This window comes from Roseovarius sp. THAF9, from assembly GCF_009363715.1.
GTDB lineage: Bacteria > Pseudomonadota > Alphaproteobacteria > Rhodobacterales > Rhodobacteraceae > Roseovarius.
On record NZ_CP045404.1, the window covers coordinates 2,144,797 to 2,171,542 of the forward strand.

Below are 26,746 nucleotides of genomic sequence, written 5' to 3' on the forward strand. Positions count from 1 at the left end.
ACGCCTTTCCCGGCCTGATAACGTGGATGCGTATCAAACGGAGAGCGCAATGAACCTCGACACCCAGAAGACCGCCCTGCTAGAACGCCGCAAGGAACTGACCGCGCATCTCGACGTGGTCGAACACGCGCTTGACGAAACCCCGTCCAAGGATTGGGAGGACCGTGCCTCGGAACGTCAGGGCGACGAGGTGCTCGAAGCGCTCGGCCTGACGGAGCTGGCCGAGGTTCGGCGCATCGACGCCGCGCTGGCGCGGATCGAAGCAGGCACCTACGGCATCTGCACCATTTGTGGCGATCCTATCGCGGAAGCCCGGCTGGAATTTCTTCCGGACACACCGTTCTGCACGGCCTGCGCGGATTGACCGCGTCAGGCCGGCATGCGCTGTTCCACGATCCCGGCCCACCAGCTGCACCCGGCGGGAATGACCTCATCGTTGAAGTTGTACTCGGGGTGGTGAACCGGGGCCGATGCGCCGTTGCCAACAAGGATGTAGGCCCCGGGGCGTTCCTCGAGCATGAAGGCAAAGTCCTCTCCTCCCATCACCAGAGGAGCCGTATCACATTGACCTGAAACGGATTTCGCCACTTCAGCGGCAAAGTCCGTCTGCTCGTCGTGGTTGGCCATGACCGGGTAGTTGTATTCGTAGTCGAGCGAGATCTCGGCCCCGAACGCCGCACCGATATGGTCGCAGATGCCCTTCATCCGGGTTGCGGCCAGCTCTCGCGTCTCATTGCTGAGCGTGCGCACGGTGCCCATCAACGTGACGCGCGACGGGATGACGTTGAAGGTGTAAGACGAGGTTTCCATCGAGGTGACCGATACGACGATCTGCTGGATCGGGTCGGCGTTGCGGCTGACGATGGTTTGCAGGGCCGTCACCAGATGGCCGGTGACGACCGTGGGGTCGATGGTTTCATGCGGCTTGGCGGCGTGGCCGCCCTTGCCTTCGACAACGATGTCGAACTTGTCGGTGGCGGCGAAGAACGGACCGGGACGGATGGCGAACTGTCCCGGCTCCACCCCCGGCCAGTTGTGCATGCCGTAGACTTCCTGAATGCCGAACCGCTCCATCAGGCCGTCGTCGCACATCTCCTTCCCGCCGCCGCCGCCTTCTTCGGCGGGCTGGAAGATGATCACGGCGGTGCCGTTGAAATTGCGCGTTTCGGCAAGGTACTTGGCGGCCCCGAGCAGCATGGCGGTGTGCCCGTCATGACCGCAGGCGTGCATGGCACCGGGGATCTTGGAGGCATAGTCCAGACCCGTCGCCTCATGGATCGGCAGCGCGTCCATGTCGGCGCGCAGGCCGATCGTACGGCCAGACGTGGCCTCGCGCCCCTTGATGACCGCCACAACGCCGGTACGGCCAAGCCCTGTGACGACGTCGTCGCAACCGAAGCTTTGCAGTTTTTCGGCAACCAAAGCGCTGGTGCGGTGGGTTTCGAACAGGATTTCCGGGTTTTCATGGATGTCACGGCGCCATTCGGTGATCTCATCCTGCATTTCTGCAAAGCGATTCTTGATAGGCATGGGCGGTCCTTTCAGTATCCACAATCCGAGGTCAGAACGACGTGATCCGGCGCGACGGTGCGATAGAGCGACGGACCGGGCTCGTGATCCTTGGGGTGTATAGGGGACGGGATCGGTTTGAAACTCAAATCACTTATTCGCGGCCTTCGGGCAGGGTCGACAACCGGCACCGCACGCAAGAGGGCGCGGGTATACGGGTGCTGTGGGTTTTCCAGCACTGCGGCGCGCGGGCCGCGTTCGACGATCCGCCCGGCAAACATGACCGCAACGTGATGGCTGACCCGTTCGACCACCGCCATGTCATGGCTGATGAAGAGATACGAAAGCCCCAAGTCCGCCTGCAATTCCATCAACAGGTTCAGAACCTGCGCCTGGACGCTGACATCCAGCGCCGAAACAGCTTCGTCGGCGACGATTAATTTCGGGTTAAGCGCAAGCGCGCGGGCGATTGCGATGCGCTGGCGCTGGCCGCCGGACAGCTCGTGCGGGTAGCGGTCGAGATAGCTGCGCGGCAGGTCGACACGGTCAAAGAGCGCCGCCACGCGTTCGGTGCGTTGCGCTTTGTTTTCATTCGTAAAGTTTCGCAAGGGCTCGGCGACCTGCTCGGCCAGGCGCAGCACGGGGTTGAGGCTGCCGTAGGGATCCTGAAAGATCGTCTGCATCTGCGCCCGGGCGCGGCGGAGTTGAGTCGCCTCCAACGCCGTGATGTCCTGGCCGGCAAGCGTGATGCGACCGCTGTTCGGTTCCAAAAGCCGCAAGAGCGAGCGGCCCACGGTGGACTTGCCACAGCCGGATTCACCAACAAGTGCAAGGGTTTGACCGGCATTGATCGCAAAGGACACGTCCTCGACCGCGTGAACATGTCCTATGGTACGGCGCAGCAGGCCGCCTCTGACAGGGAACCGGGTGGTCAGATGCTCGACCCGAAGAAGCTCGGTGTCGTGCCCCGGGATCGGTTTCGGTGGGCTATCGGGGTCTAGTGGGAATGGCTCGGGATCGGATTTGCCGCGCATGTCGCCAAGACGCGGAACAGCGGCGAGGAGGTGCCGGGTGTAAGGATGGGACGGCGCGGAAAACACTTTCGAAACAGCACCTTCCTCGACCTTCTCGCCCTCCTTGAGGACCACGACGCGATCGGCCACCTGGGCCACCACGCCCATATCGTGGGTGATGAAAAGCACGGCGGTGCCGAAGTCGCGGCGCAGGCGGTCGATCAGGACGAGGATTTCGGCTTGGGTGGTGACGTCGAGCGCGGTGGTGGGCTCGTCGGCGATCAGCAGGCGCGGCTCGCAGGCCAGGGCCATGGCGATCATCACCCGCTGGCGCATGCCGCCCGAGAGCTCGTGCGGATATTGCGCGAGACGGCGGGCGGGCTCGGACAGGCGGACTTCTTGCAGCAGTTCCAAGGCCTTGGACCGCGCGGCGGCGCGGGAGAGGCGGCGGTGTTTGCGCAGGCCTTCGGTCAGTTGGAAACCAATCGTGAAGACCGGGTTGAGGGCCGTGGAGGGTTCCTGGAAGATCATGCCGATCCGGGCGCCGCGCAGGTCACGCATTTGATTTTGCGTGAATTTTCCAAGGTCGACCGGACCCTGCCCTGCGTCGAACAGGATCTGCCCGCCGGTGATCTGTCCGCCGTCGAACCCGACGAGGCGCATCAGGGCCAGCGAGGTGACGGACTTGCCGGAGCCGGATTCTCCAACGATTGCAAGGGTTTCTCCGGGTGCGATTTCAAAGGAGACGTCGCGCACGGCGTCGGTCTCGCCCGCGTCGGTACGGAACGAGACGCGCAGGTTTTCGATCCGGGCCAGGGGCATGTCGCGCATGAAACCGAGTTAACCCGCCGCATCCGGCAAGGTCAAATGGCAAAGGTTAACGGCGAATCGACGGCTGAAACCACGTCGGTATCGCGTCGGTATTTGAGTGGTGTCGCGTCGGTGTCATTGTCCGGCGCCCCGGATTAACGGACCGGACGGTGGGAGCCAGAATTTGTTTGGATCTCGAGGCCGGAAAATGCGCATTTTCAGGGACATTTTCTGCGCAGAAAATGCCGCCCCATCTCAGGGCGCGGCGGGGGTCAGGCGGGTGATGCCGACCGACGCTGCGCGCGCGAGATCGGCGTCGAGCGACATCGGGATGTATTCGCCCCGGCGCCAAAGCTGGGCCATGTCGTCATAGTGCCGGCTGAGGAAATGGCCCGATTGCCCGGTGGCGGTGACGAAGACACTGCTATCGGGGTCGGCGAAATCGTAGACCCCGCGATAGCCCGCGCCGTGCACGTTCTGGAACGGGTCGGGCCCCTGCCCCTTGTTGCGCCCGCGCAGAAGCGTGTTGTCGCCGCCCGAGGTCGATTGGCGAATGTTGACGAAGTAGCGCAGCAGCGGCACCTCGCCCAGGGTCTGGTGATCGTGGGTCGCCTGGTGCGCGTCGCCCCAGCGCAGGCTTTCCAGCGCGCTGCCGTAGCGTTCGTCGATCCAGATGAGCGCCGCGTCGAGTGCGATGCGGGCGACGTCCGAGCAGGTTTCCTGGGCCGTGGACTGGCGAATGTCGCACCATGCGGAGGCGCCGTCGATGTCGCGGTAGACGCGCTCGATGAAGACAGGATCGGGATGGGGGAACTCGTCGGCCAGGGGCCCGAGGTCGTCGACGATCAGGCGGCGTTGCAACTCGCGCAGCCAGGCCGCGTAGATCAGCGGCTCGGGCAGATGCTCGTTCATCTCGCCGTTCCATTCCGACAGCAGCGTGAGCGCCCGCTGGCGCTGGCGTTCCGGCGTGCCCTCGGGCGCGGCCTCGCCGGTAAACCACAGATCCTTGCCGATGAGCGGCAGAAGCGAGCGGGCGGTGAAGCTGACCGTGTCGAGCTGCGCCTCGATGAAGCTGTCGCGGGTATGGACTTCGCGGTTCTGCATCAGGCGGCGCCAGCGGAATACGCGCTGCGTGTCGCCCCATTTGTAGCTGACATGGTTGGGAAACGGGCGATCCACCGTCTTGTTGTTGGTATTACCCAGAAGGCCGCCGGCGGGGGCCGTGAACTCGGGGTTGGCGGAATAGGCCAGCGTGCCCTGCCAGCGGTTGCTGTCTTCCCACCCGCGCGAAGGATAGCGGCCGCGCGTTTCATGATCGGCGTCGCGGCGGGGCATGGCGCCGATGGTCTTCATGGCGATGGTCGACTGATCGACCAGCGTGAGGTTCTGCGAGGGGGCGATGTAGCTTTCGCCCGCCGCGATGGCCTCGTCCACCGAGGCTGCGCGCATCAGGGCCATGGCCGAGGAGAGCGTCGTGTCGCTGTCCGAGAGCGCCGTCCATGACAGAGAGGCCACGTGCCCGGGCGGCGTGACATCGGCCAGGTTGTAATGCGAGCCGGGCAGCACGGGGCCATTGTCGGTCCAGCGCAGAGTGAGCGTGATGGGGGCGTTGTCCGCGATGCGGATGATCGTGCTTTCGGTGCGGAAGGGCTTGTAGCCATCGGGCGTCAGGTATTCCTGCGGGTTGTCGGGGTTGAGGCGCTCGATAAAGAGGTCCTGATCGTCGAGATAGGAGGATGTGACCCCCCAGCCCAGATCGGCGCTGCGCCCGGCCATGACGATGGGAACGCCGGGGATGGTGGCGCCGATGACGCCCCCCGTTTGAAGCTCTAGCCGGGCGAGATACCAGATGGCGGGCGCGGTGAGGCCAAGGTGGGGATCGTTGGCCAGCAGCGTGCCGCCCGAGGCCGAGCGTTTGGGCGCGGCGGCCCACGCATTGGAAGCGCCGGCGAAGGCGCGTTTCTTGAAGGGCGAGAGCGGGTGATCGGGGATGCCGGGGCCGGTGCTGTGGGCGAATTGGGTGCCCTCGGGGGCTTGCACCCCCTCGGGGAAGAGGCTTGCGTAGTCGGGCAGCGCCGCGATGCCGGTGCCGGGGGCGAGCGGCATGATGTCGGCGAGGCGGTCGGCATCGTCGAGCTCGAGTGCTGCGTGGGCGTAGAGCACCTCTTCTTCCAGGTGGGCCGACAGCTGCACCGCCATGAGCTTGACGATGGCGATGGAATCGGCGGGGGTCCACGGCGAGACCGGGTTGTTGAAGAGGAACATCTCGGGCGCGCCGCGACCCAGGGCGGATTCGTTGATTTCCTTCAGTCGTGCGTTCACCCCGGCGGAATAGGCGCGCAGGGCGGCAAGCGTCTGGGTGTCCTGCGCCTCGACCGATCGCTGGGCGAGCGTGTAGAGGTCGAAGCGGCGCAGGATCTTGTCGATTTCGACAGTGCGGGTGCCGAACACCTCCGAGAGGCGCCCTTGCACCGTGCGCCGCATTATCACCATCTGCCACAGCCGGTCCTGCGCATGGGCATAGCCAAGGCCGTAGAACGTGTCGGGATCGTTGGTGCCGAAGATATGCGGGACATTCGCGTTGTCGCGCACGATCTCGACCGGTTCGAGGATGCCGATCACGTCGAGATCTTTGGAATAGTCCGGCAGCGAGCGCGACAGCAGGAAATAGACGCCGAGCAGCGCGATCAGGCCAAGCAGGATCATCCCGCCCGCGATCCGCACCAGCCATTTGAACACTTGCGCCATGCCCCACCCACGTTAGGTTGCCATTCCGGTGGGGATAGTCACAAATCCCGGCATAGACAATGGGCCGTTCTTCACAATGCGGCGCGAAGGCACGAGGGAGATCACGATGACAAAGCTGGCATTTCTGGGACTGGGCGTGATGGGGTATCCGATGGCCGGGCACCTGGCCTCGGCGGGCCATGACGTTTGCGTCTACAACCGGACGGCGGCCAAGGCCGAGGCCTGGGTGAAGGCGCATGGCGGGACCAGCGCGCCTACCCCGCGGGAGGCCGCGGAGAGTGCGGATTTCGTGATGTCCTGCGTGGGCAATGACGACGATTTGCGGTCGGTTTGCCTAGGGGACAATGGGGCGTTCGCGGGGATGGCCAAGGGCGCGACCTTTGTCGACCACACGACCGTGTCGGCGCAGGTGACAGAGGAGCTTTATGCCGCCGCCAAGGAGGCCGGGATCGGCTATGTCGATGCGCCCATCTCCGGCGGTCAGGCGGGGGCCGAGAACGGGCAGCTGTCAATCATGTGCGGTGGCGACGCGGATGTCTATGCCAAGGCCGAGCCGGTGATGGAGACCTATGCCAAGCTGTGCCGCCGGATCGGCGAGAGCGGCGCGGGCCAGATGACCAAGATGTGCAACCAGATCGCCATTGCCGGGCTGGTACAGGGCCTCAGCGAGGCGCTGCATTTCGCCGAGAAGGCGGGGCTCGATGGCCGCGCGGTGGTCGAGGTGATCAGCCAGGGGGCTGCGGGCAGCTGGCAGATGGCCAACCGCTACGAGACGATGCTGGACGACCAGTTCGAGCATGGATTCGCGGTGGACTGGATGCGCAAGGACCTGGGTATCTGCCTGAAGACCGGCGACGAGAACGGCGCGTCCCTGCCGGTGACGGCGCTTGTGGACCAGTATTACAAGGACGTCCAGAATATGGGCGGCGGGCGTTGGGACACGTCGAGCCTGTTCAAGCGGCTGCGCAAGCTGGGGTGATTTCGAGGCGGGGCCGGGATGCGTGGCCCCGCCTCGGGCTTTCCGTCGGGCTTGCAGCGCCGCGCCGCCATGCGCAACTTAGTGGCGGAACGGGCCGCGGGCCCGGCAGGGAGTGACACCGAGGCTAGGCGGCGCATGGGGCGGCGTCGGTGACAAAGTCACGCAAGAGGCGAAAAGATGAGCGCGGACGGGGCGACACGGATCGAGGACTGGACCGAGCGGTTCCAGGGCACGCGCGCCCTGCCCCGTGCCGTGCGCGACCGGTTGATCCGGGCGGCACGGATCGTGCGGATCGACCAGGGCACACAGGTTTTCGGGCCGGACAACGTGCCGGACCAGCTGTTTTTCCTTTTCGACGGGCGGATTCGCGTGTCCCAGACCTCGGAAGGCGGGCGCGAGATCGTGCTTTACCGGGTGGAGGCCGGGGACAGTTGCGTGCTGACCACGGCCTGCATGTTGGCCGAGGAGGCCTATAACGCCGAAGGGATCGCCGAGACGGACGTGGTGGCGGTGGTCCTGCCCAAGCCCGATTTCGACCGGCTGGTGGCCGAGGAAGAGCCGTTCCGCAAGTTCGTGTTCGACGCCTATTCGCGGCGGCTGATCGACATGCTGCGGGTGGTAGATGACGTGGCCTTTGGCCGGATCGACGTGCGGCTGGCCGAGCGTCTGCTGGCACTGGCGGGCGACAGAAAGGAGGTCGCGGCCACGCACCAGGACCTGGCGAGCGAGTTGGGCACGGCGCGGGAGGTGATTTCGCGCGTGCTGGCGGATTTCCAGAAACGCGGGCTGGTGCAGCAATCGCGGGGGCGGATCAGCCTGGCGGACAAGCCCGCACTGCAGGCGCTGGCGGAGAGCGCATGATGTGCAAGTCGCCCCCGTCCCTGTGCCCGGATTTGTGATATAGACGCCGGAACGCGCGCGATTTGTATAAAAGGATGCTGGCATGACGGCATTGCATGATGATCCCCGTCTCGTCCGGCTGGCCGGGGCGCTTTATCTTGTGATCATCCTGTGCGGGCTGACGGCTGAGCTGGTGCTGCGTGGTCCGTTGCTTGCGGGATCGCCCGAAGAGATCGCCCGGGCGCTAGACGCCGGTATTGCGCAACTGCGGCTCAGTTTTCTGGCCGATACCGTGATGCTTCTGGCGGATGTGGCGCTTGCGCTGGTGTTCTTTGGCCTGCTGCGTCATATCTCGGCGCCGCTGGCGTTGGCGGCGATGGTGTTCCGGTTGGGACAGGCGGTTCTGATCGGCGCGAGCCTGATGGCGCTTGGCAGCGTGCCACTGGTGCTGGCGGATGCGCCGCGCCTTGCGGTGCATATGACCGACCTACACGCGATCGGATATGATGTCGGGCTGATCCTGTTCGCGGTGAACAGCGCGATCATGTCCGTGCTGCTGTGGCGGTCGGCGGTGCCGAACGTGATCGCGGGTGGCATCGCCGCGGCTGCCCTGGTTTACGTCGCGGGCAGCCTTGCGCGGCTTTTGGCGCCCGGTTGGGTCGATGTGGTCGAGCCCGCCTACGTGGTGCCGATGGTCGCCGAGAGCGCGCTGTGCCTTTGGCTGCTGGTCGCGGCTCGATTGTGAGGGGCGACGGCGTAGGTCGTTCGAAACTTGCCTCGTAATGAGGTTCGGAGTTCCGCATGAGTGACTATGTCACTGACGCGCGCCGTCCCGAGGCGTACCGATAGGGCATCATTTCCATGGAGGACACCATGACTGTCAATGTAGGCACCATCGACCGTATGCTGCGCGCCGTTTTGGGCGTCGTGCTGCTGTATCTTGCGTTTTTCAGCGGGCTGCCGGCGTTCGAAGCCCCGGTTTGGAAGTATCTTGCCGCGATCGTCGGCCTCGTGATGCTGATCGTCGCGGCGGTGCGGGTTTGCCCCGTCTATTCCATCCTCGGCATCCGGACCTGCGCGCGGTAAATCATGGAGACCACGTTCACACCATTCGCGTCGCTGGGCGGCGGCGCGCTGATCGGGCTGGCGGCGGTGCTGCTGATGCTGGCGCTGGGGCGCATTTTTGGCGCGACCGGTATCCTGTCGGGGGTCGTGTTTGCCGAAGGGCGCGAAGAGTTGTCGTGGCGTGCGGCACTGATCCTAGGAATGGTGCTGGTGCCGGGGCTGATGTTTCTGGTTACCGGGCGCTGGCCCCAGATCGATGTGCCGGTCAGCCCGGCGATGATCGTGATCGGCGGGATCGTCGTGGGATTCGGTGCGAGCCTTGGGTCGGGCTGCACCTCGGGACATGGCGTTTGCGGGCTGTCACGGTTGTCGCGGCGCTCGATCGTGGCGGTCCCGGTCTTCATGGGCACGGCGGCGATCACGGTCTATGTCGTCCGTCATGTGGTGGGAGGCTGAGCGATGAGACTTTTGTTCGCGATGCTGACCGGCATAATTTTCGGCGCAGGGATCACCCTGTCGGGGATGATCAACCCTGCGAAGGTTCTGAATTTTCTGGATATCGCAGGAACTTGGGATGCGAGCTTGATTTTCGTGATGGGGGGCGCCGTCGTGGTGACCTTTGTCGGCTATCGGCTGGTCTGGCGGCGGTCTGAGCCGCTTTTCGCTGCGCGTTTCCAGGTTCCGACCTCGACTGCGATCGACGGTCGGCTGGTGGGCGGATCGGCCCTCTTCGGGATTGGCTGGGGCATCGCGGGGTTCTGCCCCGGGGCGGCCATTCCGGCGCTTGGCACCGGCCGCTGGGAGGTTATCCTGTTCTTGGCCGCGGTGGGTGTCGGGCTGGCACTGGCGCGGCTGGCCAAGGGGCTGCCGCTGTTGCCGCGAAAGGCCGAGGCGTAAAGGAGGCATGACGATGACCGAGTATTCAGTCACGATGGACGTGACACCGCACGTGCAGGGGTTCTTCGATGAGGCCACCAACACGATCAGCTATATCGTGAAGGACCCCGCCAGTAACGCCTGTGCCATCGTCGACAGCGTGATGGACATAGATTACGCCGCCGGGCGGATCACCTATGACCATGCCGACGAACTAATCCGGCAGATCGAGGATCGGGACCTGCGGCTGGAATGGATCATCGAGACGCATGTCCATGCCGATCACCTGTCTGCCGCGCCCTATATCCAGCAAAAGCTGGGTGGCAAGATCGGCATCGGCGCAAAGATCATGGTCGTGCAGGACACGTTCGGCAAGGTGTTCAACGAAGGCACGGAGTTTCAGCGCGACGGGTCGCAGTTCGATGCGCTTTTCGAGGATGGCGACACCTACATGGTGGGCGAGATGGAATGTTTCGCCATGTACACGCCGGGCCACACGCCGGCCTGCATGGTGCATGTCATGGGCGACGCGGCTTTCGTGGGCGACACGCTGTTCATGCCCGATGGCGGCTCGGCCCGGGCGGATTTTCCGGGCGGGGATGCGGGGCAGCTTTATGACAGCATCCAGAAGGTGCTGGCCCTGCCCGATGCGATGCGCCTCTTCATGTGCCACGACTATGGCCCCAATGGGCGCGACATCGCATGGGAGACGACCGTGGGCGACGAGAAAGCGCACAACATCCACGTGGGCGGCGGCAAGACGAAAGAGGAATTCGTCAAGTTCCGCACCGAGCGGGATGCGACGCTGGCGATGCCCAAGCTGATCATCCCGTCGCTGCAGGTGAACATGCGCGCTGGAAAGGTGCCGACGGACAAGGACGGGAACCCGGTGCTGAAGGTGCCGGTTAACGGGCTGTAAGGCACCGCACACTTCAATAGCATTCGGAGGGATCGCATGAGCGACGACATCCTGAGCAAAACTTCGGCCTCGACAGGCGCGGCAAGCCCCGAGGTGATCGGGTTTTATGATTCGGATACAGGCAGTTGCCAGTATATCTGCATCTGCCCAGAGACCCAGAAAGCGGCGCTGATCGACGTGGTGCAGTCACTGGACCCGAAATCCTATGCCACCGGGTTCGCGCCCGCGCAATGGGCGCTGGACACCATCGCGGAGCGCGGGCTGGACCTGGAGTGGATCCTCGATACGCATCCGCATGCGGATCACCTGATGGCGAGCGCCTGGCTGAAAGAGCAGACCGGCGCGCCCACGGGCATCGGTGAAAAGGTTCACCAGATTGCGGAGCTTTGGCGCGGCTATTACAACGCGCCGCACGCCTTTCCGGTCGATCCGCATTTCGACCGGCTGTTCGCGGATGGCGACACGTTCAGAATCGGCAATCTGGACGTGAAGGTGATGTTGTCGCCGGGCCATACGCTGGGGTCGGTGACCTACGTGGTGGGCGACGCGATCTTTGCCCATGACACGCTGATGATGCCGGATGCCGGTACCTCGCGTTGCGATTTCCCCGGCGGGACGGCGGCGGAGCTTTATGACAGCATCATGCGGATCCTGGACCATCCGGAAGACTTTCGCGTTTTCATCGGGCACGATTACGGCACCGACAGCCGCGACGAGCCTGCCTGGGAAAGCACGGTGGGCGAGCAGAAACGCGAGAACATCCACCTGAAGGACGGCGCGAGCAAGGCCGAGTATGTCGCCCGGCGCGAGAAGCGGGATGCGACGCTGGCCCTGCCCGACCGAATGCTGGCGGCGTTGCAGGTGAACCTGCGCGGCGGGCGCCTGCCCGAGCCGGAGGAAGACGGAAAGAGCTACTTCAAGATACCGGCGAACAAATTCTAGCGGTCCGGGCGCGTGGGTTTTCACCCACCCTACGCACACGTTCGGATGGAGTAACGGGGCACGGCGCGGGTTCGCGGCCTGCCCTTTTTCACGCAATTAACGCAATCGCGCCTCAAAATAGGTCTCTCGGGATGGCATCCCGAGCGGGCTGGAGGCCGAGGGCTGCGTATGGACCGCATCGTCAACCGTATATTCCTGATCGTCACGGGCGCGATCTTTGCCTGGACCTGGGCGGCGCCTGCGGTGTCGCTGCACCATTTCGCAGTGCCATTGGCGCATTACATCGGGCTGGGCCTGAGCATGTGGACCGCCGGGGCGCTGATCCTGTTCTGTTTCGGGTTGATCCGGCAGGCGGCGGGCGGTTCGGCCCAAGCGGACCGGCTGGGTTTCGTGAAGACCTGGCTGGTGCATCAGCGGCAGGAACGGTTCCTGAACGTAATCGTGCCACTGGTCGCGTTCATCGTGACGATGGCGAGCTTCACAGTCCACAAGACCGTGGTGTTGCCGGGCTACGGGTTCACGTGGGACGCAGATTTCATCGCGTGGGACCGGGCGCTGTTCCTCGGGCACGACCCCTGGACGCTGAGCCACGCGGTGTTCGGCAGCGCCACGGCGACGTGGTGGATCGACCAGTTCTATCATGCGTGGTTTTACCCGATGATCATTGCCTATGTCGTTTGCGGGCTGATGGTGGCGGGGCCACTGGTGCGGGCGTGTTATATCGGGACGTTTTTGATCAGCTGGTTCGTGATCGGTTGTGTGCTGGCGGGGATGCTCGCGTCGGCGGGGCCGGTCTATGACGGGGCACTTTTCGAGGCGGACGTGTTCGAGCCGCTGAAAACCCGGCTGGCGGCACAGGCGGACGCGGTGCCGGGAATCGCCTCGCAGCTCTTCCAGGCGGAGTTGCTGGCCGGGTTCGAGCGCGGGGCGATCGGGCTGGGGTACGGGATCTCGGCGATGCCGTCGATGCATGTGGCGCTGGCGGCGATGTGGGCGCTGTTGTTCTTTGGCGTCAGCCGGTGGCTGGGGCTGGTGGGGATGGTCTATACGGTGTTCATCTGGGTGGGGTCTGTGCACCTGGGCTGGCATTACGCGGTGGACGGGCTCGTGTCTTCGGCGCTGGTGGTGGCGATCTGGGGCGCCTTGCGGGTGCTGATCCCGCGGTTGGCGTCAGGCAAAACCGTCGAGCGCGCGGCGTTGCCGGGGGTGCCCGGGGAGTGACCGAGGGACGCGTGGGTTCTCACCCACCCTAAGCGGGAAGACGGCGAAACCGCGTTTTGTTCAAAGGCTGAGCTTGTCGCGCAAGAAGGCGAGTGCCACCGACAGACCATCGGGGGCGATGCCGTGGGCAGTGCCTTTCATGACGTGGGCATAGACCTCTTTCCAGCCGGCGGATTGCAGCGCCTCGGCGGCCTCGGGCAGCGACTGAGGCGGCACCACGTCATCGGCGTCGCCATGCACCAGCAGAACCGGCGGGCGGCTGATGACCTCGTCGGCCAGGAGTTCGGGTTGCAGGAGGCGGCCCGAGAAGCCGACGATGCCGGCGATCTCGTCCTCGCGCCGCGGGGCCACATGCAGGGCCATCATCGTGCCCTGGGAAAAGCCGAAGAGCACGACCTGTTCAGGCAGCACGTCCTCGTCCACCATGAGCGCGTCGAGGAAGGCGTTGAGATCCTCGGCGGCCGCCTGAAGCCCGCGATGGGCCTCTTCCTCGCTCGAGCCGTCGATCCAGGGGATCGGGAACCACTGGTAGCCGGTGGGCATCATCGGGATCGTCTCGGGCGCGTCGGGCGCGACGAAGAGCGTGTCCGGCAGGTGTTCGGCCAGCGGATCGGCCAGGCCCAGAAGGTCGGCGCCGTTGGCGCCGTAGCCGTGCAGGAAGACGACGACGGAGCGGGTCGTGCCCGACATGGGGTCCTTGCGGCCAGCCTGAAGTACGCGGGTCATCTGATGCCTTCCCTTTGTTTCGCCACACGGTAGTAGGCCCAGAGCTGGCGGGCTGCAACCGATCTCCATGGGCTCCACGCCGTGGCGATGTCTCGCAGGGCGCGGTCGCGGGGGCGTTCGGGCAGGTCGTAGAGGATGCGGGCAGCCTCTTGCAGGGCGAGGTCGCCGGGGGCGAAGACGTCGGCGCGACCAAGCGAGAACATGGCGTAGATCTCCGCCGTCCAAGTGCCGATGCCGGGTACCTGCGTGAGGGTGGTTATGACCGCGTCGGTGGGAGCATCGCGGAGGGCCTTGAAGTTGATGCCGGCGTCCGAGAGCGCGCGGGCGTAGCGGATCTTCTGGCGGCTTAGCCCCACCGCGCGGAGGTCATCGTCACTGGCCCATTTGATCTTGCGCGGGCCGGTGAGCCCTGCGGTTTTCATGCGGCCCCAGATTGCAGCGGCGGAGGCGGTGGAGACCTGCTGGCTGACGATGGCGCTGAGCAGTTCCGCAAATCCGTCTGGCTTGCGGCGCAGGGGGAGCGGGCCGGTCTGGGCGTAGGCATGGGCCATGCGCGGGCAGATGGCGGTGAGATGCGCCACGCCTTCGGCCACGTCGTCGTGGGTTTCTATGATGCGCCCGGTCACAGGGCGCGGACCCATGCGAGGGCGTCCTCGACGGTTTCGACGTGCAAGGCGTCCGGCTGGGGCGGACGGTTGATGAGCGCCACGCGAAGGCCGAGGCGGCGCGCGGCGTCGAGCTTGGTGCGGGGCGTGGGGCCGCCGGCGTTCTTGGCGATGAGCCAGTCGACGCCGAGCGATTTGAAGAGGTCGTATTCATGGCGTTCCGAGAACGGCGGATTTCCGGGAAGAAAGCGGCCGTTCGGAAAGGGAAACGGCGTGTCGGGGATGTTGATCTGGCGGCTGATGACGGTGCAGGCGGAGAGGTTGGCGAAGCGGTGAAGCGTCTGGCGGCCCGTGGCGAGAAAGACGGTGGAGCCGGGGGCGATGTGGGCGGCGGCGTCCTCCTCGCGGTCGATAGGGATCCAGTTATCACCCGGTCCCGGTGTCCATGGCGGGCGGAGGACCTGGCAATAGGGGATGCCAAGGTCGGCGCAGACCCGGGCGGTGCGTTGTGAAATGCTGTCGGCGAAGGGATGCGTGGCGTCGAGCACGGCGGTGATGGCGTGCTCGGTCAAGTAGGTGCGGAACGCGGACTCGCCCCCGAAGCCGCCGGTGCGGGTGGGAATGCCCAGGGGCGCAGGCGCGCGGGACGCGCCGGCGAGCGAGGCTGTGGCCGCGATGCCCTCTTCGTGCAGTTGGGTGGCGATGGCCTTGGCCTCGCCCGTGCCGGCCAGCAGGAGGAGCGTCACGGGGCGGAGCCCTGGAGAGTGCGGGATGGTCGTCTGTGCATGGCCGGGCGGACTATAGGGGGGCAAGCCCTTCGCGCCAATCGGCAATTTCGCATTGCGCTGCGCGCAATACGACCGATGCGAGGGGCGCTGCCCCTCGCGCACCCCGGGATATTTATGGCCAGAGGAAAAGCATGCCGAGGTGGCGATTTGGGGTCTTGTGGGCCTCTCGAGAGGGGTCTAGCAAGGCGGCATGAGTGAGACCGCCCTTCCCCTTGAAGATGACCGCCGCGCGAAGCGGAACGTGACCGTGCTGGTGCTTGCGCAAGCCATTCTCGGCGCGCAGATGGCGATGATCTTTGTCGTGGGCGGGCTGGCCGGGCAGAGCCTTGCCAGTAACGTTTGTTTCGCAACGCTGCCAATTTCGCTGATCGTGCTGGGGTCGATGATGTCGGCCAACCCGTTGTCGATGGTGATGCAGCGGTTCGGGCGCAAGGCCGGGTTCCTGATCGGCGCCATGGGCGGGGCCGCAGGGGCGGCTATTGCGGGCTATGGCCTCTATCTTGCGTCCTTCCCGGTGTATCTGCTGGGCAGTTTCCTGACGGGGATCTACATGTCGGCGCAGGGCTTTTATCGCTTCGCCGCGGCGGACACGGCGAGCGACGAATTTCGGCCCAAGGCGATTTCCTACGTGCTGGCGGGCGGGCTGGCGAGCGCGATCATCGGCCCGCAGCTTGTGAAGGTGACGAGCCAGGCGATGGTGATACCGTTCCTGGGCACGTACCTGGCGGTGATCGTGATCAATGTGCTGGGTGCGCTGCTGTTCTTTTTCCTGGATATCCCCAAGCCGCCACCGCCAACGCCGGATAGCCCCAAGGGGCGCACGCGGTGGGAGCTTTTGACGACGCCGCGCATCGCGGTGGCGGTGATCTGCGCGATGGTGTCCTATGCGCTGATGAACCTGGTGATGACCTCGACCCCGCTGGCGGTGGTCGGCTGCGGGTTCAGCGAAGGCAACGCGGCGGACATCGTCACGGGCCACGTGCTGGCGATGTTTGCGCCGTCCTTCTTTACCGGGCACCTGATCGCGCGGTTCGGGGTGGAGAAGATCGTGGGCACGGGGCTGGTGATCCTGGCCGCCGCCGGGGTCGTGGCGTTGCAGGGTGTCGAGATCGAGAATTTCTTCATCGCCCTGATCCTCTTGGGGCTGGGGTGGAATTTCGGCTTTATCGGCGCGACGACCATGCTGGCCGGTGCGCATGACGTCCATGAACGCGGTCGGATGCAGGGGATGAACGACCTGCTTGTGTTCGGGGGCGTGACACTGGCGTCGCTGGCCTCTGGCGGGTTGATGAACTGCTCCGGCGGCACGGCGGAGGCCGGATGGACGGCGGTGAACCTGGCCATGGTGCCGCTTCTGACGCTGGCGGGCGGGGCGCTGATCTGGCTGGTTATGCGACCGAAAGAGGCTTGAGGCTTTTTCTTGGCCGGGAATATTCCGGGGAGTTTGACTGGCATCGCGTCTAACCGACGGACGAATCTTAAACGCACGCCGAACGAGCTGATCTGACGACGGCTTTTTCTTGCAGGAAATACTCTCGGGGGTTTGGGGGTGAAACCCCCAACGCACTTGAAGAGCGCGCCGCAGGCGCTCCGTTTACCAACGTCCTGTCAGGGCCCGGCGCATCAGCCCGAGACGGGAGCGGAATGGCGGCAGCGCAAGGCGATTTTCCGAAATGGCGGCGGGGTCTCGGCTGGCCTTTTTCAGGATCGCGTCGGTCTGCCAGAGGCCCAGCATGGCGGGGCGGGTATCGGGCGCTAGGCGCGTGCGCCGTGCCTGCGCGAGTTCCGCGAGCGCATCGTCGGCCAGAGCTTGAATAGCCGCATGGGTGCCTTCGACCAGCGGAATGCGGCCCTGACGTTCCAATTCCGGCACGGCGCGGAGCCAGTTGGCCAAGCCCTGAGCATAGCCTGCTTTCAGGATCGGCTCTTCCGGCGCGTCGCCGAGGGTGCGGGCGGCGGCGAGCAACAGCAGACCGGAGGTGTTGGTGAGGTGGCTTCTGAAGGCCTCCATGTCCTCGAACGGATCGCGGTAGATGTCCCAGCGGCGCGCCTCGACCAGCGCATCCAGCCGTTCTGCCATGTCTGGGTCGAGCACCGAAGCGAGCGGCGTGGCGACCTCGTGGCGGCGCACGTCGGTGCCCGTGCGGATCTCGTCCAGCACGTCGCGCCACCATTGCAGGCGCATTTCGGCGATCATGGATTCCTGCGTCACCCATGGCGCACGCGAGACCTCGACATTGAAGGCGTAGAGCGGAAAGAGCTTTTCACGCGCAGCCACCGGGGCAGCCATGGTGGCGGCGAAACGCTCGGGGTCGCCGCGCTGCACGAGGCCCGCGCAGGCCATGATGTCGGGGTCGAGCGCCATGGCGGTCAGATAGCGCCGAAGCCGGGGCGCGCAAGGATGAGCGCGTAGGCGATATCACCCGGGGCCTGCCGCCATAGGGCGATTTCCCGGGCGGCGTCGTCGAGCACTTGGGCCAGTGCAGCGTCGGCGCCGGGGCGCAGGCTGGCGATGCGGCCGCCAAGCTGGGCGTAGTAATCGGCCCAGGCCATGCCGGTGATCAGGCGGTGATCCTGCACGACGTAGCCGGCCGCCTCGACCCGCGCGGTAATGCCGTCGAGGTCGGAAATCGCCGGGTAATCGGCCCAGAAGTCTTTCGCGGACTGCGGGGCGTCGGCGGGCAGCACGGGTTCGGAAAAGGCGACCGCGCCATCAGTCGTGAGGGCGCGTTTCCAGAGCGTCAGCCCTTCGGTCACGCCAAGGAAATAAAGCGCCCCGGAACACCAGATGAGGTCGTAAAAGCCATTGATCTGCGCCATGTCGCCCGTGGAGACGGTGACATTGGTAAAGCGGTCGGTGGCTGTGCGGGCCTCTTCGACAAGGTGTGGCAGCTGGTCGATGCCTTCGATCCGCGCTCGGGGCAGGCATTCGGCCAAGGTCACGAGGTCGGCGCCGGGGCCGCAGGCGGCGTCGAGCACATTGGGCGCGTCGGGCAGGTCAAGCTGGCTGAGAGCCCAGCGGACATCCTCGGATGTGCCGGGGCCTTGGCGCGTCATCTCGCGGTGGAGCGTCAGGAAGGCGTCGTCCACCACTCAGGCCTCGCCGCCGTCGCGCAAAAGCTTCCAGTTTATGGCATCGAGCAACGCCTCGAACGACGCGTCGACGATGTTGGCCGACACGCCCACGGTGGACCAGCGCCGCCCCTGCCCGTCCTCGCTATCGATGATGACGCGGGTGACGGCCTCGGTGCCGCCCTGGGTGATGCGCACCTTGAAGTCCACCAGCCGCATGTCGGCGATGGCGTCCTGGTAGCGGCCGAGATCCTTGGCCAGCGCCTGGGCGAGGGCGTTCACCGGGCCACGGTCGGTGCCGGTCTCGTCCATCGACTCGCTGACCGACAGTTTCTTCTCGCCGTCGACCTTGACCACCACGACGGCCTCGGACAGGGAGACCATCTTGTTGTACTTGTTCTTGCGGCGCTCGACCGTGACCTTGTAGCGCTTGACCTCGAAGAACTCGGGCAGAATGCCCAGTTCGCGGCGGGCGACCAGCTCGAAACTGGCCTGCGCCATGTCGTAGGTGTAGCCGCGGTTTTCGCGGGTCTTGACCTCTTCGAGGATGCGCGGGAGCGCGAGGTTGTCCTTTTCGATCTCCAGCCCGGCCTCGGCAAGGCGGTTGCGCAGGTTGGACTGGCCCGCCTGGTTGGACATCGGGATGATGCGGGCGTTGCCCACGGTGGCCGGGTCGATATGCTCGTAGGTGGTCGGATCCTTGACGATGGCGCTGGCGTGCAGGCCCGCCTTGTGGGCGAAGGCGGAGGCGCCCACGTAGGCGGATTGCTTCATCGGGACGCGGTTGAGGATTTCGTCCAGCTGGCGCGAGGCCATGGTGATGCCTTCCAACGCCTCGGGCGTCACGCCTGTCTGATAGCGGCTGGCATAGGGTTCTTTCAGCAGGAGCGTGGGGATCAGGGACGTGAGGTTGGCGTTGCCGCAGCGTTCGCCAAGGCCGTTGAGTGTGCCCTGGATCTGGCGGGCGCCTGCATCCACGGCGGCGAGACTGCCCGCGACGGCGTTCTCGGTGTCGTTATGGGTGTGGATGCCCAAGTGATCGCCGGGGATGCCGGCGGCGATGACGTCCGAGATCACGTCGGCGATGCGATGGGGCAGCGTGCCGCCATTTGTGTCGCACAGCACGACCCAGCGGGCGCCCGCGTCATGCGCCGCCTTCAGGCAGTCGAGCGTGTAGGCGGGATCACGGGCGTAGCCGTCGAAGAAATGCTCGGCGTCGAAGAGCGCTTCGCGGCCCTGTTTGACGAGATGGGCGATGGAGGCGGAGATGTTTTCGAGGTTCTCGTCAGGCGTGATGCCCAGCGCTGTTTCCACGTGGAAGATATTGGTCTTGCCGACGAGGCAGATCGAGGCGGTGCCGGCGTTCATGACCGCCGCAAGAACGTCGTCGTTTTCCGCCGAGCGCCCGGCCCGCTTGGTCATGCCGAAGGCGGTGAGGCGGGCACGTGTGTCGGGGGCGGCGTCGAAAAAGGCGCTGTCGGTGGGATTGGCCCCGGGCCAGCCGCCTTCGATGTAGTCGACGCCCAGTTGGTCGAGCGTGGTGGAGATGGCCTGTTTCTCGGCGGTGGAGAATTGCACGCCCTGGGTTTGCTGGCCGTCGCGGAGCGTGGTGTCGTAGAGGCTGAGCCGGGTCTTGGTCATTGGTTCTTTCCCTTGGAGGGAAGGGCCGCGCCGGACCCTGGGAGGGCATGTGCCTGGCTCGAGCGGTGCGAGACGGCGCAATCAAGTCGAACACGGGTTCGGCGCGTGACGTAGGCGAAGCGCCCTCCCGGGGGGAGGGTCGGGCGCGGCCCGGCCTGAGGCCGGGCGAAACAGAAGGAGAGGAGGATCATTTGAGAGCCTCCAGTTTCGAAGGATCGAAGTCGACGGTCGGCACGAGTTCCACAGCCGTCTTGCTCATGCGAACGTCCACCCCGGCATCGCTCAGGTGCGATTTCATGCGGTCAACTTCAGAGAAGTCTTTTGTCTGCATCGCGGCTTCACGCGCTGACATCAATTTTTCTTCGATGCCGGAGAGGTCCACTTGTGAGGATGAAACCCAATCCGGGACGGTGTCTTTCATCAAGCCCAGAAATTGAAGCGTGTACCGCAGGTTGGCGATGTCGTCGGCAAGCGACAACTGGTGGCATTCGGAAATTGCGCGTGCGGTGTTCAAGTCGTCCGCAAGCGCGGTTACGACAGCCTCATTAGGCTTTCCGGTTCCGGTGCCTTGCGCCGCCTGTGCGTACCACTTGCGCAGGGTCTTCTCTGCCTCCCGGGCTTTCTCTGCCGTCCAGTCCATCGGCTTGCGATAGTGCGTGCTGAGGAACACGAAGCGGATCACCTCGCCCGGATAGCCTTGGTCCAGCAGATCCCGCACCGTGAAGAAATTGCCGAGCGACTTGGACATCTTCTTGCCCTCGACCTGAAGCATCTCGTTATGCATCCAGACCTGCGCGAACTTGCCCTCGGGGTGGGCGCAGCAGCTTTGGGCGATCTCGTTCTCGTGGTGGGGAAACATCAGATCGTTGCCGCCGCCGTGGATGTCGAAGCTGTCGCCCAGAAGTTCATAGCTCATGGCGGAGCATTCGATGTGCCAGCCGGGGCGGCCCCGGCCCCACGGGCTGTCCCAGCCCGGTTGCGTCTCGTCCGACGGCTTCCAGAGGACGAAATCCATCGGGTCTTCCTTGTAGGGCGCGACCTCGACCCGGGCACCGGCAACCATGTCGTCGACCGAGCGCCCCGAGAGCTTGCCGTAATCCTGATAGGAGCGGACGCGGAAGAGAACGTGGCCCTCGACCGCGTAGGCATGACCGTCGGCGATGAGCTTTTCGATCATCGCCACCATCTGCGGGATGTATTGCGTGGCGCGCGGCATCTCGTTGGGTTCCAGCGCGCCGAGGCTGCCCATGTCGTCGAGGAACCATTGGGTGGTTTCGGCGGTGATGTCCGAGATATCACGCCCGGTCTCGGCGGCGCGGGTGTTGATCTTGTCATCGACGTCGGTGAAGTTGCGGACGTAGGTGACGTGATCCTCGCCATACACGTGCCGCAACAGCCGGTAGAGCACGTCGAACACCACCACGGGGCGTGCATTACCAAGGTGGGCGCGGTCATAGACGGTCGGGCCGCAGACATACATGCGCACGTTTTCGGGGTCGAGAGGGGTGAAATCCTCCTTCTTCCGGGTGCGGGTGTTGTGAAGTTTTATAGTCGTCATGGCGTCCTCGCGCGCGTGGTCCCGCGGCGGGCTTAGCAACTAACATTCAAGGATGGAATAGAAGACCGGCCCGCCTGACGATGTCAGCGGGTAATGCAGCAAATGATGATGCAGGGTATGGTCATATCGCGGATCATTAACCGCGGCACCCGGCATGGTCAAGCGCGATGGGACAAGCCGACGACCCTGTGCGGACGCGGCAAAACGTGGCTTTTGCCGCACCATCGGCTGCACTGCGTACTGATACCCATACGCCACAGTGCTGCCTGTTGATGTACCGGAAGTCATGTAAAGCACGAAAATGCATCGTTTATCTGGTAGTAGATTGTCCCAACGGGCCGAAAGCGCCGCAGAGCGCGAACAATAATCGGTCAATGAGGCAGCGAGCGAACCCTTATTATGCGGGTAACGTCATCTATTTTAGCGGGCTTGTTTTTGACCGCCTGCTCGGTCGGACCTGAGTATCGACCTCCTTCGACCGATCTTCCGGATCGCTATTCCCTTCTTGCGCCGGTTACGAAGGCCGGCACCAGCGACCTTGAGTGGTGGCGTGACTTCAACGATCCGGTTCTGGATCGGCTGGTCGCGCGCGCGCAGGCCGACAACATCAGCATTGCCCAGGCCCGTGAACGGGTGGCGGAAGCACAGGCGGAGGCGCGACGCGCCGGTGTCCTTCTGTCGGGGGATGCCACTGCGACAGTCCGCGACAACAGTCGTGGATCAGACACAGCGTCTGCCGGACTGTCGGCGGAATACAATCTGGCCGGCAGAGCTGAATGGGCCGGTCGCGCCGCAAGCCAGCGCCTCGACGCGGCCGAGATCGGCGTGGAAGAGGCCCGGCGCCTGCTTCTGGCGGAGCTGGGATCCGCTTATATCGAGCTACGATTCCTGCAGGAAAGCCTGACATACCGGAATCAGGACATGGCCTCTCGCCGCAGAACTCTGCGCGATCTCAACACAAAGTTGAAAGTTGGCGAGGCAACACGGTTGGATACGCTGCGCGCACGAGCGCTGGTTCTGGAGACTAAGGCCGACATCCCGCAGGTCGGCGCGCGTATCGTGCAGCAGCGCAACAGGATCTCGACCTTGCTAGGCGTTCCGGTCGGCAGCCTGGGCATTGATTTAAGCTATACAGGCGCGCAACCGCGCCCTATCGGAGCAACGCAACCCGGCGTGCCTGCGGACCTGCTGCGGGCGCGGCCGGATATCCGCATCGCCGAACGTCAATATGCCGCCGCCGTATCCGATCTGGGTGTGGCCGAGGCCTCGCGCTATCCCAGCCTGTCGCTGTCGGGTGCCATCACGGCCCCGTTGAGTGGCGGGTCCTCGACCGAAAGTCTGGCCGTGGGTCTGGTCCTGCCCGTCTTTGACCAGCCGGGGCTGGCCGCCTCGGCCGATTCCGCAGAATCGCGGGCGCGGCAGGCCTATCTTCAATGGCTCCGCACTGTGCTGCAGGCCGTGGAAGAGGTGGAGAACGAGCTTGCCGCGCTTCGGGCCGCCCGCCAAGCGGTGGCCGCCTCGCGTCAACTGGTTGCGCTGAACCGGGAGGCATTGTCCGTTTCTCGGGACCTTCTCACTCAGGGTGGAGACGCCACTGTTCTGGACGTTATCGACCGGGAACGCTCGCTCTCGGCTGCGCGGGCGACGCTTGCGGCGAATTTGCGTGACCTGGCGCTGGCCCATGTCAACCTGCGCACGGCCCTCGGGATCGGGCATTCGGACCCGGTCGTGACCAACACAAATGCAGCGCCACCCACGGGAAACAACGCGGGCTGACCATAGGCACGTAGACGTTTTCTCTTTCTCGTGTCGCCCCATGCGCGTGATCTGACGCGCCGGTCTGCTTGACAGCCCCCTGCCCTGTCGGCCATGTGGCCCCAACTGAACAGGGGAGCCGGCATGGAATTGTCGAAGCGGATTATGGGGCTGACGGGCGGCGGCTCGGACGGCTGGGATGTCTATTACAAGGCCAAGGACATGATCGACGCGGGCGAGGATGTCGCCATGCTGACGATCGGCGAGCACGATATCGGCACCGATGACAGCATTCTTGACGCCATGCACGCCGCAACGCAGGCCGGGCATGTGGGCTATTCCATGTTCAACGGCAACCTGAACCTGCGCGAGGCGGTGGCGGACCGGGTGACGGCGCGAACGGGCGTGCCGACGACGCCGGACAACGTGCTGGTGGTTCCGGGCGGTCAGGCGGGATTGTTCGCCGCACACCACGCCGCTTGTGACGAGGGCGACCGGGCGCTTTATATCGACCCGTTCTATGCCACCTACCCCGGCACGATCCGGGCCGTGGGCGCGCGGGACGTGGCGGTGGCCGCGCGGCCCGAGCGGATGTTCCAGCCCGACCCGCTTGATATCGCCGCCAAGGCGGAGGGCGCGAAGAGCCTGTTGATCAACACGCCGAACAACCCCACCGGCGCGGTCTATGGCCGCGAGACCCTGGAGGGTATCGCAAAGGTCTGCCGAGATCACGATATGTGGCTGATCTCGGACGAGGTTTATGACACGCAGCTTTGGGAGGGCGATCATGTCAGCCCCCGGATGCTGGACGGGATGGCGGAGCGCACAATGGTGATCGGCTCGCTGTCGAAAAGCCACGCGATGACCGGCAGCCGGATCGGCTGGGTCGTGGGGCCGGAGGAGGCGATCCTGCACATGGGCAACCTGTCGACCCACACGACCTACGGCGTGGCGGGCTTCGTGCAGGAGGCGGCCTGTTACGCGCTTGGGAAAGGCGCGGATTTCGAGGCAGAGGTGGCGGCCCCCTTCCGTCGGCGGCGTGACCTGGTGCTGGGGCTGCTGGACGGCCAGGACGTTGTGCGCCCGATCCCGGCGCAGGGCGCGATGTTCGTGATGCTGGACGTGCGGGCGACGGGGCTGTCGGGCGAGGCGTTTGCCGCGGCGCTGCTGGACCGGCACAAGGTGGCGGTGATGCCGGGCGAAAGTTTCGGGAAAGCCGCCGCGGGTCATGTGCGCGTGGCATTGACCGTGCCGGACGACCGGTTGGAACAGGCGCTGGCGCGGCTGGTGGATATGGCGGCGGAACTGGCTGGCGTGGCGGCTTGATGCGCATGGCGTGAGGTCCCGGGTCAGGCCCGGGACGGGTGGTTCTTGAGCTGCTGCGCTTCGCTCTGCTCAACGCGTCTCTGCGACCGCCGGTCGCGTCGAAACCCCTGCGCTGCATCACAAATTCTTGTGGTACACTAGGCAATCAGGAGGAAAGAGATGTTCAAGGGACTGGGACTGTCGATGGCGCTTATCCTTGGAGGCATGGTCGGTCTGCCGGCCGCGATCCTGGCGGCGCTGTAAGAGACCACACGCGACATGGAGGCCCGCGGCACGCCCGCGGGCTTTTTACGTTCGCTGCCCTGCGGCGTAAGATTATGTCGTTTTTGGACCATGCGTCGCTTTCAGGACAGATCGGACGCGGGCGCGCGGCCTTAGATTGACCATTGGGTCCGGCAATGCGGTCAAGCGCATGCGGGCTGGCGATGGAGGGCCGCGCATGGCGCAGCGCTGCAAGATAACGCGGGTGGTCCGCACCATCGGGGCGGACCGCGGGCGGGCCGCGCGGGGGCGGCCGGGCCGGGGCTGAGACACGGCTCCCCCTGCTCTTTCCCTTTACCCAAGGACCCCGACATGAACAATCTTTCCCCCCGCCGTACCGGAGGCCGCGCCGCGCGCCGTGCCAGCCGGGCCGCCCCGCTCGACGCCACCATCCGCCCGGTCCGCGCCGGTATGGAGGGCGGCACGCTGAAGGTGCTGACCGACGTGCAAATCCTGCGCATCCACGACGCGGCGCTCGATGCGCTGGAACGCATCGGGCTGGCGGGCGCGCCGCCGAGCGGGATCGCCTATCTGACCGGCGCGGGGGCCGTGCTGGGCGACGACGGGCGCCTCCGCTTTCCGCGGGCACTGGTGGAGGAGACCATCGCGCGGGCCAACCGAAAGATCACGCTGCACAGCCGCGACGGGGTCAACGACCTGCACCTTGGCGGGACCCGGGTGCACTACGGCACCGCCGGTGCGGCGGTGAACATGGTGGATGTGCACGGGCGGAAATACCGCGAAAGCACGTTGCAGGATTTGCACGATGCCGCGCGGATCGTCGATGTGCTGGACAACGTGCATTTCTGCCAGCGGCCGATGGTGGCGCGGGATATCACCGACAACCTGGAGATGGAGCTGAACACCGTTTATGCCTGCACCACGGGCACGACGAAGCATGTGGGTACGTCCTTTACCGAGCCGCATCACGTGGGTCCGGCGCTGGAAATGCTCTACATGATCGCGGGCGGCGAGGAGGAATTTCGCACGCGGCCTTTCATCAGCAATTCCAATTGCTTCGTGGTCCCGCCGATGCGGTTCGCCACCGAGTCCTGCGAGGTGATGGAGCGGTGCATTCAAGGCGGGATGCCGGTGCTGCTGCTGTCGGCCGGGATGGCGGGGGCCACGGCGCCGTCGACCATCGCGGGGGCGATCGTGCAGGCGACGGCAGAATGCTTAGCCGGGCTGGTTTACGTGAATGCGGTGAAGCCGGGGCATCCGGCGATCTTCGGCACCTGGCCATTCGGGCTGGACTTGCGGACCGGCGCGATGTCGATCGGCTCGGGCGAGCAGGCTTTGCTGAGTGCGGGCTGCGCGCAGATGCACCAATTCTACGGTGTGCCCGGCGGGGCGGCGGGCGGTGCCTCGGATTCCAAGCTGCCCGACATGCAGGCCGGGTGGGAACAGATGTGTTCGAACGTGATGGCCGGGCTGGCCGGCGTGAACATCGTCTACGAGGCGGCGGGGATGCACGCGTCCCTGCTGGGGTTCTGTCACGAGAGCCTGATCCTGAGCGACGACCTGATTGGTCAGGCACTGCGCTGCGTGCGCGGGATCGAGGTGGATGACGAGACGCTGGCGCTGGACCAGATGGAGGCGGTCTGTGTCGGTGGGCCGGGGCACTACCTTGGGACCGAAGCGACGCTGGCGCGGATGCAGCGGGATCATTGCTACCCCACACTGGGGGACAGGTCGTCGCCCAAGGAGTGGCTGGAGTTGGGCAAGCCGGACCTTGTGGAGAAGGCCGTGGCGCGGAAGGAGGAGATCCTGGGGCGGCCTTCCGCGGCGCGGCTAAACCCGATGCTGGATGCGGAGATACGGAAGAAGTTCGCGATCCATTTGAAGGGGTAGAGGCCGCGCGATGGCCAGACCGCGGGATGGCGATCTGACGGCTTTTCAGCTCGCTTTATGGCAGCCACATCCGCGAGACTTCTGATCGAAGTGCTATCGGCAGCCAATCGCCAGCCCGGGGGGCGGTCTGGCGATCGCGCGGCGGCGCAGCGTGCTGCGCCTTGATTCCGCGCGGGGCGTTTTGAGCGAGTGTTGCCCTGAGATTTCACGGCGGGAGGTCCCGGATCAGGCCAGGGACGGG

General features: G+C 65.1%; 24 protein-coding genes. 14 read left to right on the forward strand and 10 right to left on the reverse strand.

Going from position 1 to position 26,746, the window contains the following annotated elements:
• Nucleotides 1-49: 49 nt before the first annotated feature.
• Nucleotides 50-364 (forward strand): TraR/DksA family transcriptional regulator, encoded by a 315-nt coding sequence (locus tag FIU86_RS10630; protein ID WP_152475062.1) that lies wholly within the window; start codon nucleotides 50-52, stop codon nucleotides 362-364.
• Nucleotides 365-369: 5 nt separating this feature from the next.
• Here FIU86_RS10630 and FIU86_RS10635 read toward each other — a convergent pair whose 3' ends face one another.
• The 3 genes from FIU86_RS10635 to FIU86_RS10645 form a co-directional block, all read right to left on the reverse strand.
• A complete protein-coding gene (locus FIU86_RS10635; protein WP_152475063.1) occupies nucleotides 370-1,530 on the reverse strand; it encodes a M20 aminoacylase family protein in 1,161 nt (386 codons plus the stop codon).
• 11 nt (nucleotides 1,531-1,541) lie between these two features.
• Nucleotides 1,542-3,353: an ABC transporter ATP-binding protein gene (locus FIU86_RS10640; protein ID WP_152475064.1), complete on the reverse strand. Its 1,812-nt coding sequence runs from the start codon at nucleotides 3,351-3,353 to the stop codon at nucleotides 1,542-1,544.
• Between the two features lie 234 nt (nucleotides 3,354-3,587).
• Nucleotides 3,588-6,080, reverse strand: coding sequence for a penicillin acylase family protein (locus tag FIU86_RS10645; RefSeq protein WP_152475065.1), 2,493 nt, complete (start codon nucleotides 6,078-6,080; stop codon nucleotides 3,588-3,590).
• A 76-nt stretch (nucleotides 6,081-6,156) separates the two neighbouring features.
• Between FIU86_RS10645 and FIU86_RS10650 the strand changes: the two genes are divergently transcribed.
• The 9 genes from FIU86_RS10650 (at nucleotide 6,157) to FIU86_RS10690 (ending at nucleotide 12,922) form a co-directional block, all read left to right on the forward strand.
• Entirely contained in the window at nucleotides 6,157-7,059 is a 903-nt protein-coding gene (locus tag FIU86_RS10650) for an NAD(P)-dependent oxidoreductase (protein WP_152477078.1), read from the forward strand.
• A gap of 177 nt (nucleotides 7,060-7,236) precedes the next feature.
• Entirely contained in the window at nucleotides 7,237-7,920 is a 684-nt protein-coding gene (locus tag FIU86_RS10655) for a Crp/Fnr family transcriptional regulator (protein ID WP_152475066.1), read from the forward strand.
• Between the two features lie 82 nt (nucleotides 7,921-8,002).
• Nucleotides 8,003-8,644 carry a DUF4386 domain-containing protein gene (locus tag FIU86_RS10660; RefSeq protein ID WP_152475067.1) on the forward strand — a complete coding sequence of 214 codons (642 nt, stop codon included), beginning with the start codon at nucleotides 8,003-8,005 and terminating at the stop codon, nucleotides 8,642-8,644.
• Between the two features lie 128 nt (nucleotides 8,645-8,772).
• Entirely contained in the window at nucleotides 8,773-8,985 is a 213-nt protein-coding gene (locus FIU86_RS10665) for a DUF2892 domain-containing protein (protein ID WP_152475068.1), read from the forward strand.
• 3 nt (nucleotides 8,986-8,988) lie between these two features.
• Complete coding sequence (locus tag FIU86_RS10670) at nucleotides 8,989-9,420, forward strand: YeeE/YedE family protein (RefSeq protein WP_152475069.1); 432 nt, start codon at nucleotides 8,989-8,991, stop codon at nucleotides 9,418-9,420.
• 3 nt (nucleotides 9,421-9,423) lie between these two features.
• Complete coding sequence (locus tag FIU86_RS10675; RefSeq protein ID WP_152475070.1) at nucleotides 9,424-9,861, forward strand: DUF6691 family protein; 438 nt, start codon at nucleotides 9,424-9,426, stop codon at nucleotides 9,859-9,861.
• Nucleotides 9,862-9,874: 13 nt separating this feature from the next.
• Nucleotides 9,875-10,759 carry an MBL fold metallo-hydrolase gene (locus FIU86_RS10680; RefSeq protein WP_152475071.1) on the forward strand — a complete coding sequence of 295 codons (885 nt, stop codon included), beginning with the start codon at nucleotides 9,875-9,877 and terminating at the stop codon, nucleotides 10,757-10,759.
• A gap of 36 nt (nucleotides 10,760-10,795) precedes the next feature.
• On the forward strand, nucleotides 10,796-11,701 hold the full coding sequence (locus tag FIU86_RS10685; RefSeq protein WP_152475072.1) for an MBL fold metallo-hydrolase: 906 nt from the start codon (nucleotides 10,796-10,798) through the stop codon (nucleotides 11,699-11,701).
• A 168-nt stretch (nucleotides 11,702-11,869) separates the two neighbouring features.
• On the forward strand, nucleotides 11,870-12,922 hold the full coding sequence (locus tag FIU86_RS10690) for a phosphatase PAP2 family protein (RefSeq protein ID WP_152475073.1): 1,053 nt from the start codon (nucleotides 11,870-11,872) through the stop codon (nucleotides 12,920-12,922).
• 60 nt (nucleotides 12,923-12,982) lie between these two features.
• On the opposite strand, the gene FIU86_RS10695 is transcribed toward FIU86_RS10690, so the two are convergent.
• The 3 genes from FIU86_RS10695 to FIU86_RS10705 are packed head-to-tail and all read right to left on the reverse strand — an operon-like array spanning nucleotide 12,983 to nucleotide 14,999.
• Nucleotides 12,983-13,648: an alpha/beta hydrolase gene (locus FIU86_RS10695; protein WP_152475074.1), complete on the reverse strand. Its 666-nt coding sequence runs from the start codon at nucleotides 13,646-13,648 to the stop codon at nucleotides 12,983-12,985.
• On the reverse strand, nucleotides 13,645-14,289 hold the full coding sequence (locus tag FIU86_RS10700) for a DNA-3-methyladenine glycosylase (protein WP_172977487.1): 645 nt from the start codon (nucleotides 14,287-14,289) through the stop codon (nucleotides 13,645-13,647). Before FIU86_RS10700 ends, FIU86_RS10695 begins: the two co-directional genes overlap by 4 nt.
• A complete protein-coding gene (locus FIU86_RS10705) occupies nucleotides 14,271-14,999 on the reverse strand; it encodes a cobalt-precorrin-6A reductase (protein WP_152475075.1) in 729 nt (242 codons plus the stop codon). Before FIU86_RS10705 ends, FIU86_RS10700 begins: the two co-directional genes overlap by 19 nt.
• Before the next feature lie 232 nt (nucleotides 15,000-15,231).
• Here FIU86_RS10705 and FIU86_RS10710 point away from each other — a divergent pair, with 232 nt between their 5' ends.
• Nucleotides 15,232-16,452, forward strand: a complete 1,221-nt coding sequence (locus FIU86_RS10710) for an MFS transporter (protein WP_152475076.1) — start codon at nucleotides 15,232-15,234, stop codon at nucleotides 16,450-16,452.
• Between the two features lie 183 nt (nucleotides 16,453-16,635).
• On the opposite strand, the gene FIU86_RS10715 is transcribed toward FIU86_RS10710, so the two are convergent.
• The 4 genes from FIU86_RS10715 to cysS form a co-directional block, all read right to left on the reverse strand.
• The gene (locus FIU86_RS10715; protein WP_152475077.1) at nucleotides 16,636-17,406 is read right to left on the reverse strand and encodes a squalene/phytoene synthase family protein; all 771 of its coding nucleotides are present in this window, start codon (nucleotides 17,404-17,406) and stop codon (nucleotides 16,636-16,638) included.
• A gap of 5 nt (nucleotides 17,407-17,411) precedes the next feature.
• On the reverse strand, nucleotides 17,412-18,134 hold the full coding sequence (locus tag FIU86_RS10720; protein ID WP_254703801.1) for a trans-aconitate 2-methyltransferase: 723 nt from the start codon (nucleotides 18,132-18,134) through the stop codon (nucleotides 17,412-17,414).
• Nucleotides 18,135-19,754: a citramalate synthase gene (gene cimA, locus FIU86_RS10725; protein WP_152475078.1), complete on the reverse strand. Its 1,620-nt coding sequence runs from the start codon at nucleotides 19,752-19,754 to the stop codon at nucleotides 18,135-18,137.
• A 187-nt stretch (nucleotides 19,755-19,941) separates the two neighbouring features.
• A complete protein-coding gene (gene cysS / locus FIU86_RS10730; RefSeq protein WP_152475079.1) occupies nucleotides 19,942-21,312 on the reverse strand; it encodes a cysteine--tRNA ligase in 1,371 nt (456 codons plus the stop codon).
• A 399-nt stretch (nucleotides 21,313-21,711) separates the two neighbouring features.
• On the opposite strand from cysS, the gene FIU86_RS10735 reads away from it, so the two are divergent.
• The 3 genes from FIU86_RS10735 to FIU86_RS10745 all read left to right on the forward strand — a co-directional run bounded on the left by FIU86_RS10735 (nucleotide 21,712) and on the right by FIU86_RS10745 (nucleotide 26,505).
• Nucleotides 21,712-23,088 carry an efflux transporter outer membrane subunit gene (locus tag FIU86_RS10735; protein ID WP_152475080.1) on the forward strand — a complete coding sequence of 459 codons (1,377 nt, stop codon included), beginning with the start codon at nucleotides 21,712-21,714 and terminating at the stop codon, nucleotides 23,086-23,088.
• 123 nt (nucleotides 23,089-23,211) lie between these two features.
• Nucleotides 23,212-24,393 (forward strand): pyridoxal phosphate-dependent aminotransferase, encoded by a 1,182-nt coding sequence (locus FIU86_RS10740; protein ID WP_152475081.1) that lies wholly within the window; start codon nucleotides 23,212-23,214, stop codon nucleotides 24,391-24,393.
• A 573-nt stretch (nucleotides 24,394-24,966) separates the two neighbouring features.
• Nucleotides 24,967-26,505: a trimethylamine methyltransferase family protein gene (locus FIU86_RS10745; protein WP_152475082.1), complete on the forward strand. Its 1,539-nt coding sequence runs from the start codon at nucleotides 24,967-24,969 to the stop codon at nucleotides 26,503-26,505.
• Nucleotides 26,506-26,746 lie beyond the last annotated feature (241 nt).